The organism is Planococcus sp. A6, from assembly GCF_028823615.1.
Lineage (GTDB): Bacteria > Bacillota > Bacilli > Bacillales_A > Planococcaceae > Planococcus.
In genome coordinates, this window is the sequence record NZ_JAPEHT010000126.1 from 1 (window position 1) to 9,420 (window position 9,420).

The 9,420-nt window shown below is 52.6% G+C and carries 10 protein-coding genes and 1 pseudogene; 6 read left to right on the forward strand and 5 right to left on the reverse strand.

The features are described 5' to 3' along the window. Positions 1-566: 566 nt before the first annotated feature. The gene (nagA, locus tag ON064_RS15070) at positions 567-1,706 is read left to right on the forward strand and encodes an N-acetylglucosamine-6-phosphate deacetylase (RefSeq protein ID WP_274625417.1); all 1,140 of its coding nucleotides are present in this window, start codon (positions 567-569) and stop codon (positions 1,704-1,706) included. 35 nt (positions 1,707-1,741) lie between these two features. Here the strand turns inward: nagA and ON064_RS15075 are convergent. Beyond that, a pseudogene (locus ON064_RS15075) lies at positions 1,742-1,939 on the reverse strand (YdhK family protein); the annotation flags it as partial. A 67-nt stretch (positions 1,940-2,006) separates the two neighbouring features. On the opposite strand from ON064_RS15075, the gene ON064_RS15080 reads away from it, so the two are divergent. From ON064_RS15080 to ON064_RS15095, 4 genes are all read left to right on the forward strand, one after another. After that, positions 2,007-2,990 carry a F510_1955 family glycosylhydrolase gene (locus tag ON064_RS15080; RefSeq protein WP_274625418.1) on the forward strand — a complete coding sequence of 328 codons (984 nt, stop codon included), beginning with the start codon at positions 2,007-2,009 and terminating at the stop codon, positions 2,988-2,990. A gap of 118 nt (positions 2,991-3,108) precedes the next feature. Next, positions 3,109-4,062 carry a YncE family protein gene (locus ON064_RS15085; protein ID WP_342455352.1) on the forward strand — a complete coding sequence of 318 codons (954 nt, stop codon included), beginning with the start codon at positions 3,109-3,111 and terminating at the stop codon, positions 4,060-4,062. Then, positions 4,059-4,736 (forward strand): response regulator transcription factor, encoded by a 678-nt coding sequence (locus tag ON064_RS15090; protein WP_274625420.1) that lies wholly within the window; start codon positions 4,059-4,061, stop codon positions 4,734-4,736. The genes ON064_RS15085 and ON064_RS15090 overlap by 4 nt, the downstream gene beginning before the upstream one ends. Beyond that, complete coding sequence (locus ON064_RS15095) at positions 4,733-6,106, forward strand: sensor histidine kinase (protein WP_274625421.1); 1,374 nt, start codon at positions 4,733-4,735, stop codon at positions 6,104-6,106. Before ON064_RS15090 ends, ON064_RS15095 begins: the two co-directional genes overlap by 4 nt. 39 nt (positions 6,107-6,145) lie before the next feature. Here ON064_RS15095 and ON064_RS15100 read toward each other — a convergent pair whose 3' ends face one another. The 4 genes from ON064_RS15100 to ON064_RS15115 all read right to left on the reverse strand — a co-directional run bounded on the left by ON064_RS15100 (position 6,146) and on the right by ON064_RS15115 (position 8,384). Continuing rightward, positions 6,146-7,486, reverse strand: a complete 1,341-nt coding sequence (locus ON064_RS15100; RefSeq protein ID WP_342455353.1) for a phytoene desaturase family protein — start codon at positions 7,484-7,486, stop codon at positions 6,146-6,148. Then, a complete protein-coding gene (locus ON064_RS15105) occupies positions 7,425-7,685 on the reverse strand; it encodes an NAD(P)-binding protein (protein WP_274625422.1) in 261 nt (86 codons plus the stop codon). Before ON064_RS15105 ends, ON064_RS15100 begins: the two co-directional genes overlap by 62 nt. Before the next feature lie 59 nt (positions 7,686-7,744). Further along, complete coding sequence (locus ON064_RS15110; RefSeq protein WP_274625423.1) at positions 7,745-8,074, reverse strand: four-helix bundle copper-binding protein; 330 nt, start codon at positions 8,072-8,074, stop codon at positions 7,745-7,747. Between the two features lie 88 nt (positions 8,075-8,162). After that, on the reverse strand, positions 8,163-8,384 hold the full coding sequence (locus ON064_RS15115; RefSeq protein ID WP_274625424.1) for an SHOCT domain-containing protein: 222 nt from the start codon (positions 8,382-8,384) through the stop codon (positions 8,163-8,165). Between the two features lie 144 nt (positions 8,385-8,528). On the opposite strand from ON064_RS15115, the gene ON064_RS15120 reads away from it, so the two are divergent. Then, positions 8,529-9,083, forward strand: a complete 555-nt coding sequence (locus tag ON064_RS15120; RefSeq protein ID WP_274625425.1) for a GNAT family N-acetyltransferase — start codon at positions 8,529-8,531, stop codon at positions 9,081-9,083. Positions 9,084-9,420: the final 337 nt, after the last annotated feature.

The window sequence follows — 9,420 nt, forward strand, 5'->3', positions numbered from 1 at the left end:
AGCCCCCTTCCACTCCGTCTCTATATTTAGAGTGGGAGAGCATTTTTTCATTCCATTTAAAGTGAAGCGGGGAAATGCATCCTGTTCTATAGGCTGCTTTAAACAGGTCAAAGAATGGAATATTACGAGTTTGAACTATACAAAACAACAAGCTCGCCTATTCAAGCATCAACTTGTCGGACGCACCATCGCAGGAAGCGATTCCCCCGCTAGCCGGCAACGTGTAAAGAAGCAGATCTACTTAAACAGTCTTCGCACAATGAAATCTCTCAGCCGCCCAGCGCCAAGGGTGAGCCGATGCCTTAAGACAGGCGCTCTTCCTGGCTTACGGCAAGAGGCCAACCCAAAGCCGGGCGGCGAATAGTTAAGACGAAGCACCATTCGAAACCTCGAAACAATTCGACCAGCAAACCCTCAATATCTTCAATATTGCTGCAACTCCCGCCCGGTTCATTCATCAATAGACAGGACAAGCAGCGTCATCCTGTATAATGGCCATAAAGACAGCAAGTGAGATGTGGGAGAAAAGAAAGATGCGGATCATTTTGACAGGAGGAGGTCTCGAAGTGGGTGAAGACTTACTATTCAAGGATGTTTTAGTAGTCAATGTGGATCTTGCGGAGCGGGCGGATGTGCTGGTCGCGGACGGGCGCATCCAGCAAGTGAGTGACTCAATCTCATCAGGCGCCAGAAAAATTGACGGTCGCGGAAAAATCTTGATGCCCGGATTTATCGATATCCATGTACACGGCGCGAACGGGTTCGACGTCATGGATGCGGACAATCTGGCGCTTTCGGGAATGGCGCAGGCTTTGCCAGAAGAAGGCGTGACGGCATTTGTTGCGACAACGATGACACAAACCGCGGATCAAATCGCCCGTGCTGTGGAAACGGCCGGGAAGCATGGAAGCGTGAGCGGGGAAGCGGAACTGCTCGGGATTCATCTTGAAGGGCCGTTTCTGTCTCGGGAACAGGCAGGGGCGCAAAACCCTGAACATTTCCGCAAGCCTGACCTTGCGTTATTCAAACGCTGGCAAGCGCTGAGCGGCGGCAACATCCGCATCGTTACGGTGGCGCCCGAGCTCGATGGGGCGGAAGAATTCATTCAGGCACTCGTTGACTCGGACGTCATTGCTTCCATCGGGCATTCGGCAGCGACTTATGAACAAACAATCGCGTCAAAAGCGCAGCACATGACCCATCTATTCAATCAAATGTCGGCCTTTCATCACCGCGAACCCGGTGTGGTGGGCGCGGCCATGTTGGATGCGCGATTCCGTGTCGAATTGATTGCGGATTTGATCCACAGCCATCCGGCAGCGGTGGAGCTTGCGTATCAACAAATAGGGGCAGGACGCTTGATTTTGATTACCGATGCGATGCGCGCCAAAGGCCTCGGTTACGGAAAGTATGATCTCGGCGGCCAGGCCGTCGTGGTCGATGAAACGGGCGCAAGGATTCAAAATGGCAGACTCGCCGGCAGTGTATTGACGATGGATCGTGCCATCCGGAATGTCCAGGAATTGTGTAAATGCAGTTTGCCAGAACTGGTCCAGATGAGTTCAGCCAATGCCGCTAAGGCGCTCGGCCTTTCCAAAAAAGGTAAAATTGCGGCCGGTATGGACGCTGATCTCGTGCTGCTGACGGAAGCGCTGGAGGTGGAATTGACTGTATGCCGTGGGGAGATCGCTTTTTCGGCAAATTAAAAATGCCTGGATGAAAATTCCAGGCATTCTTTTGGTTACTCAGCGGTCAATTCGCTTTCTGTAACCCATTTATGGTTGCTGACTGATTCTCCGGTTTCGGTATTTTCGAAATCGACCAGGTAGACGGTCGTTTCTTCAGCACTGTCGACTGCTGCACTTGCGCCTTCCATGCCTTCCATATGGTCAGCCGCGAGCGACACGGCATCGCCTTCAGCGTAAGGGGCATCTTGCGCAATTAGTTGACCTTTTATTCGGACCATGAAACTATAGAAATAGCACAACAGAGAGGAAGATCGAGCGATGAAAAAAAACTGGTTATGGCCGGTGATCGCAGCCGGGCTGTTCATTTCAGCTTGCGGCGCAGAAACGGCTCAAGAGGAAACAGAAGATCCAAGCGACACGGCAACTGAATCAGCTGAGGAAACCGAAACGGCTTCAGCTGTAGATAGTGCGGCAATGGAGCTGGAAGTCCCGTTTGACGGCGTGATGGATCATGTCCATGGCATGGGCTATATCGAAGAAAACGGCGGATTGTATTTCGCTTCGCATCACGGCTTGAAAGTGCATCGTGATGGAAACTGGACAGAAATAGAAGATCAATACCATGATTTCATGGGCTTTAACGCGACAGCTACCGGTTTTGTGTCGTCAGGGCATCCTGACATGCAATCCGGCATGCAAAATCCACTCGGCATCAAACGCAGCGATGACGGGGGAGAAACTTTCGAAGACCTTGGATTCGAAGGAGAAACGGATTTTCATGAAATGGCAGTCGGCTATAATACTAACAATTTGTTTGTCTTCAATCCGCAGGCGAATTCCGAAATGGAAACCGGCTTCCACCGAAGCGACGATGCCGGAGAGACGTGGCAACAGACAGCAGCAGAAGGGTTGGACGGGAAAGTGACGTATCTTGCGATGCATCCCGACGATTCGATGATGATCGCAGCGGCGTCGAACCAAGGCATCTTTTTGTCTGAAGACGGCGGCGAGAGCTTTTCGCGCATCACGGAAGACGAACTTGGGACCGCTGCATTCTTCAGTGAAGATGCGCTTTATTACGCTACGTACAGTGAACAGGCAAAACTCGTGAAACGTGATTTGTCAGGCGGCGAAGAGGAGATTTCCTTGCCGGAGATGACAGAAGACGGTGTTGTCTATGTTGCGCAGCATCCAGATAATGCGGAGCAGCTGGCGATTTATACAGCGAAAGGCCATGCCTGGATGACGCAGGATGCCGGTGAAAGCTGGACACAAATCTTAGATGCAGGGCAAGTACAATAACGATTGACAAACCGGAAGGGGCGCCTTCCGGTTTTTTTATTATGCGTGGAGCGGATTTCAAATGGATTTCACAATTTCGTTGTATACTTTCATCAATGATTGAAAAAGGATGAGGAAAATGAAAGCTTGGATCTTCGGGTTGCTGCTGGTGTTGTTGCTTGCAGGCTGCAGCGAAAAAGAATTATATGTATTTCCGGATGACGGAGGCGAATTGATCTTGGTCGCGCATTTGAAGCAGCCGTTGCTGACGGTCATTGATGCGGATTCTGAGGACATCGTCGGCGAATTGGAATTGCCTTTTGTCGCATCGGATTTGGCAATGGTCGATGGGCGGCTCATTTTGTCGTCGGTCGAAGAAGAGCAATTGTACGCATTCGATTTCGAGACGCAAGCACTTGATGCCATCGGGGAAGTCGGGATGGGCGTATCGAAGCTGCTGGAAGTGGATGGCGCTTTATACGCAGCGCATGCGACACAAGACCGCGTGTCGAAAGTTTCGGTCGAGCCGTTCGCAATCGAAGCGACGGCGGAAACGGATGAACATCCCCAAAGCCTGGCTTACGGTGACGGCAACATTTTCGCAGCGAATGTCTACGGCCATAGCGTGCAGGCAATGGATCCTGAAACATTGGAAATCACGGCCAGCCATCGCATCATCGACCGGCCGAACGGGCTCGCTTATACGGACGGCAAGCTCCTGGTCGGCGGCCACGGCCCAAGTGGTGAATTGAACCGGGAATTGGTGAATTATTCCTTGGCTGATAGGGAAGTGACGGAACGCATCGACGTCGGCTTGATGCCGATCGAAGTGCTCGCGGACGACGATTCGTTCTATGTCCTGAACCACGGTTCTCACGAAGTCGTCGCGCTCGGGGCAGATTTGACCGAACGAGCACGCATGTCCGTTGCAGACAACCCGTATTACGGAACACTTCAGGCGGGACGTCTATACGTCAGCAGCCTGGACGGCGATAAAGTCACCGTCATCGATACGGAGCGTTTCGAAAAGCTGTCGGAAATTCCGGTGTCATCCGGGCCGCACGCCATGGTGATCAGGGAGGCGCAGCCATGAACATTCTCGTAATCGACGATGAACAAACGATGCGCGACTTGCTGGAGCGCACGCTGACTGAAGCGGGATATTTGGTCCAGCAGGCGTCAACTGGCGAACGGGGCATCGAGCGGATCCGCGAAGGCGGCATCGATTTCGTCATTTTGGATATCATGATGGCGGGACAGGACGGCTTTTCCGTATGCCGGCAAGTGCGGGAGTTTTCGGACGTGCCGATCTTGATGCTGACGGCGATCGCCGGCAGTGAAGCCGATAAAATCAACGGGCTGCGCGCCGGTGCTGATGATTATTTGATGAAGCCGTTCAGCCGCGGCGAATTGCTGGCGCGGATGGAAGCGATATTGCGGCGCGCAAAAGGGGCGGCCTTCAAACCGGAGCCCGTACTATCCAATGGTCGCATCGAATTGAACGAAACGATGCGCCGCGTGACCGCAGACGGCAAGCAAGTCACACTTACGCGCAAGGAGTTTGATTTATTGGCGCTGTTTTTGGCACATGCCGGGCAAGTGTTCTCGCGTGAACAATTGATGGAGAAGCTGTGGGGCGAGCAGGCCTTGAATGTAACGACACGGACCGTCGACACTCATATCAAGACTTTGCGCATCAAACTCGGCGATGCCGGTGCGGCGATCGAAACCGTATGGGGCCTCGGCTATAAGGTGGTGGCCGGATGACAGGCATCAATGCGAAATTGTGGTGGCTGTTTGCAGGTATCAGTTTGGCGGGAATTGCGCTGTTGGCGTTTGTGGCGATCTCCATTTACGATGCTGTCTATGTCGACAGCGAGCGTGCGCAGCTCGTGGAGATGGCAGGGGCGTTGGCGAATGCGTATGAAAACGACGAGGGCTCGCTTGATTCGATCCATAAATTTTTGGAAGAAGCGGGGCTTGATGCGGTGACGGTCGACAATCCGATGGTGCTCGGTTCGGCTTTGCCGTTGCAGGCGCCTGAAGAAGACGTCATCATCACATTCGAGGAACGCGAGCGCTTGTCACAAGGGGAAACGGTCATCATCGAACGCCAAAATGCATATCTTGGCTCAGATTTGATCGGTGCAGCGGTACCGATCATCACGGGCAGTGAATTGACTGCCGTCGCGCTCGTCTACCGGCCGGTGTCGGATTTATTGCAAGCTTTCCTCAATGTTCTGCCGGTGCTCATCGCGGCCGGCGTGTTGGCGCTCGTGGCCCTATTATGGATCCGCCGGCGTATCCACATCGAATATACGGCGCCGCTCGAAGCGCTCGGAGCTTCTACTGACCGTATGGCAGCGGGCCGTTTCGAAGGGAGTACGGGCGTGACTGCTGACAATGAAGTCGGAGAACTGGCGCGCTCGTTCGAGAAGATGGCCGCCTCGATCCAAGCGCAGGATGAAGATAAACGCGAATTCCTGCAAAACGTGTCACACGAATTACGGACGCCGCTTAGCTATATTAAAGGCTATAGCGAACTGCTCCAGCAGCCTGCCGATGACCAGGCGAAAATCGCCGCCATCCTGTACAGCGAATCCGAACGGATGGAACGGCTCGTCAATCAATTGCTTGATTTGACGAGGCTCGAAGGGGGCAACGGGCAATTGAACACCGAACTGCTCGCTTTCGCTGAAATTGTCCGGGAAGCGGTTGAAAAAACGGAAGTCGAATGGCGCAAAAAACAGCTCCGCGTCCGGGCGGAACTGGACGAAGAACTGTTGATTGAAGGCGATGGCGACAGGCTGCTGCAAGTGCTCATTAACCTGCTCGACAATGCGATCGCTTACACCGAACCATTGGGAGAAATTTTGATCCGCTTGTCGGCATCGGACGGTGAAGCGCTGCTCGAAGTCATCGATTCGGGAAGCGGCATTGCTGAAGAACATTTGCCGCATGTCACCGAACGCTTTTACCGTGCTGAAAAAGGGCGCGTCCGGACTGGCGGCGGGGCAGGCATCGGCTTGGCGGTTGTCCGGGAAATTGTCGAATTGCACGACGGTTCGTTGGCTTTTGATTCCAAAGCAGGAGCCGGAACAAGCGTCAGCATCCGTCTGCCGAAACAAGATATTTAACGCACAAAACCCGCCCTCGAACTTGAGGACGGGTGTTTTTTACGTCAGCAAAGCTTTTCCGGAAATCGAGCGAGCGCAATGGATGCCGCTTGCAGCGACGCCGATCGTGCCGCCGCCCGGGAAGATATGGTCGCCTGTCAAATACAATCCCGGCAACCCGCTATGATGCGAAATGGATTTGAACAAAGCCGCATCCAAAGTCTGTGCGAAACCGCCCACATAGCCATTCGGCCGTCCGGTATAATGCTGCCAGGCGAGCGGTGCGCCGCTTTCGACATGGACGATCGCCGAACGGAAGCCCGGGATATGCTGCTCGATCAAGTCGAGCATGCGTTCTGAAAGCTCGGTGCGCATCGCTTCGTAATCTTCCTGCGACTGCCAATAGCCCGGCTTCGAGTGCGTCGAAACGGTCACCGTCTGGAAGCCTTCGGGCGCGCGCAGCCGGTCATCGATCCGCGAGGCCGACATGAAGAAATGATGCCCTTCGTCCATAGCCGCACCGCTCGAGAGCTGGCGAAAATCGGGAAGGGGTTCTGCCAGTTTCTCCGCGTCGATCGCCAAATACAAAGTCAAAGTCGTCCAGGTTTCGGTGCTGATGCCTTCTTGCAGCGGGCGCTTTAACCGGTGATGATGATCGACCGGCAACAGCTCGGTCAATAACTGGATCGGCGCATTGAAGACGACGGCATCCGCTTCGTACGAATTGCCGCGCTGGTCGCTGGCATGCCAAACACCATCTTTATGTTCGAGCGTCTGGACGGTGCGCGGCTTTTTCACTGTGCCGCCGTTTTCTTTAATGCTGTCCGCCATTAATTCCGCAAAACGGTACAAGCCGCCGGGGACGTAATAAGCGCCTTCATGGTAAATATCGAGCGCCACTGCCGCAAGCAGATACGAGACATCTTCTGTTGTCGTCTGCATGCTGTCGATCAACAGCCCATCGAGCACATGGCGGAACGCATCTAGTTCGTCGAGACCGTGCTTTTTCAATACGTCGCCAAGTGTCAGCTGGAATTTTGGCAGCAGGCGCAAATGAACCGGGCGCAAAGCTTTCGTGAGCGCCGCCCATTCCCGCGCGTTGACTGGCGGCAGCGCAGGCAGCGGCCCCATTAATGTGCGGGTGATGCGCGCCGTGCGGTACAATTCCGCATAGAACGATAGGATGGCGGTTTTATGCTCTGGAAAATGATTAGCAAGTTCCCGCATATGCTTTCTTCGGTCTTTATGGAAAACGAAGGTGCCTGTCGGATGGATCATTTCCATCACCCGCTCGAGCGGTTCGAGTTCCATTTGCTTTCCGATGCAGCGGAATACGCGTTCATGAATACTCGAGCGGTTCGAGTTCCATTTGCTTTCCGATGCAGCGGAATACGCGTTCATGAATACCGCCAGGCTCGAGTCCCATGCCGAGCGTGGCGCCGACCGGAAATAAATACGGATGGCGCTTGTATTTTCCGGCGCAGCCTCCGAGTTCTGCTGCAGCTTCGAGCACGGTCACTTCATAGCCTTCTTTTGCCAGCAAGGAACCAGCCGTCAATCCGCCGATGCCGGCACCAACAACCAATATGCGTTTTGTCATCATGTCCCCTCATTTCTCCCATGAAAAAACGCCCGGCAGTTCAGCCGAACGCGTGTTTCTTATGCCACTTGTCTGCAAGCTTCTGCGCATTTCAAGCAAGCTTCCGCGCATTTTTGGCAATGGTCATGGTCATGTTTTTTGCATTCATTTCCGCATGCTTCACAAATCTCCGCGCATACTTTCGCGAGTTGTGAGACAAACGGTGAGTTGCGTTCAATGGCTTGTGCCAAATATGCACACATGTCTGCGCATTCGCGGTCGAGCCGGATGCACTCAGCCATCATTTTCACATCGTCTTCTATCAGGCAAGCATCGAAGCAATGATTGCACGCCACCATGCAGTCATGGAGCGTCTTGGACAGTTCTGCGTGTTTTGCATGTTCTACCATTCCGTAAAACCTCCTATAAGAATTATGTTCATTCGCTTATTCCTTGGATTTCCCGACTGGCGGAAAAATAAACAAAGGCCAGTAAATTCTATCCGTTTTTGCGCAGCCCCTGCTTTTGCTCAAGTTCTTTCATGCGCTTGCGGAACTCGTCTTCCGACAGCTCGCCACGCGAAAAACGTTCTTTCAATAATTGTGCTTCGTGGTGGGGAGCGGGCAGTTCATGCGGTTTATGGCGAATGAAAAACAGCACAAGGCACAGGATGATGAGCACGACCATCAAAGCGACGAGGACAATAAAGAGCCAGAACATAAGCGTTCACTCCGTTCGCTTTCTTTTCTTCCAGTTTACGATATATAACTGAAAATTGCGTCTTTTTTAATTCGAAGAAAATAAATCCTTGTAAGATATTGGATATGCTAAGCTTATGGATAATTCAAAAAAGGGGGAAGTGGGATGTTTGTATATAAGATTGATGAAGAGTTGGCGTTGAAATTGGTCGAGATGCAAGACGCGGAACGGATTTTTGAATTGACGGACCGTTCGCGTGCTGCACTGAAGGAATGGCTGCCGTGGCTCGATCACACGAAAACTGTTGAGGATACGAAAAACTTCATCCAGTCGGGCGCAGAGAGTTTCGCGCTCGGCAAAAGCTTGAATTGCGCGATCGTCTACCGCGGCGAACTGGCCGGAATCGCCGGTTTTAACGAAATCAATGAAGCGAAACAGACGGCCTATATTGGCTATTGGCTCGATACCGAATACCAGGGAAAAGGCATCATGACAAGGGTAGCGGGAGCGCTGACAGATTATGCGCTAACGGAGCGCGGGCTCAATAAAGTCGAGATCCGTGCAGCGGTCGGCAACGAGAAAAGCCGCAACATCCCAATCCGCCTCGGCTTTACGGAAGAAGGTGTGATCCGCCAAGGAGAATGGCTTTACGATCATTTCGTCGACAGTGTCGTCTACGGCATGCTGAAATCGGAATGGCCATCTGGAAAAGACGCGTAAAGTTCTCGCTTCTTTTTTCAGAGTGTTGGAGAAGCTTTTGATACTCTATGAATAAAAAAAAGAGATCACCTTTCTACTTTCAAAAAACAACATTATATCTCAGTATTTGGAGATGCGTTCGCTCGTAAACCATTCTGCTCAATAATGCTGCGCATTACTTTCGCAAAGATAATGTCTCACGTAGTTCGACTTTATCTTTCCAGTGGGTTCAGCGGGTTTGAGAGACCCCGCAGTGAGCGTAGCGAATGAGGAGGCTCGATTCCCGCCCCACGGAAAGCGAGCGATAAGCTTCGGAAAATACGGGTTTCTGATTTTCTCGACCACACAGAAAAAGACT

Bases quoted from the DNA above. Each gene is read 5' to 3' on its own strand.
- ON064_RS15080 (WP_274625418.1), top strand. From the start codon at position 2,007: ATGAAAAAAAACTGGTTATGGCCGGTGATCGCAGCCGGGCTGTTCATT.
- ON064_RS15085 (WP_342455352.1), top strand. From the start codon at position 3,109: ATGAAAGCTTGGATCTTCGGGTTGCTGCTGGTGTTGTTGCTTGCAGGC.
- ON064_RS15090 (WP_274625420.1), top strand. From the start codon at position 4,059: ATGAACATTCTCGTAATCGACGATGAACAAACGATGCGCGACTTGCTG.
- ON064_RS15095 (WP_274625421.1), top strand. From the start codon at position 4,733: ATGACAGGCATCAATGCGAAATTGTGGTGGCTGTTTGCAGGTATCAGT.
- ON064_RS15100 (WP_342455353.1), bottom strand. From the start codon at position 7,486: ATGAACGCGTATTCCGCTGCATCGGAAAGCAAATGGAACTCGAACCGC.
- ON064_RS15105 (WP_274625422.1), bottom strand. From the start codon at position 7,685: ATGACAAAACGCATATTGGTTGTTGGTGCCGGCATCGGCGGATTGACG.
- ON064_RS15110 (WP_274625423.1), bottom strand. From the start codon at position 8,074: ATGGTAGAACATGCAAAACACGCAGAACTGTCCAAGACGCTCCATGAC.
- ON064_RS15115 (WP_274625424.1), bottom strand. From the start codon at position 8,384: ATGTTCTGGCTCTTTATTGTCCTCGTCGCTTTGATGGTCGTGCTCATC.
- ON064_RS15120 (WP_274625425.1), top strand. From the start codon at position 8,529: ATGTTTGTATATAAGATTGATGAAGAGTTGGCGTTGAAATTGGTCGAG.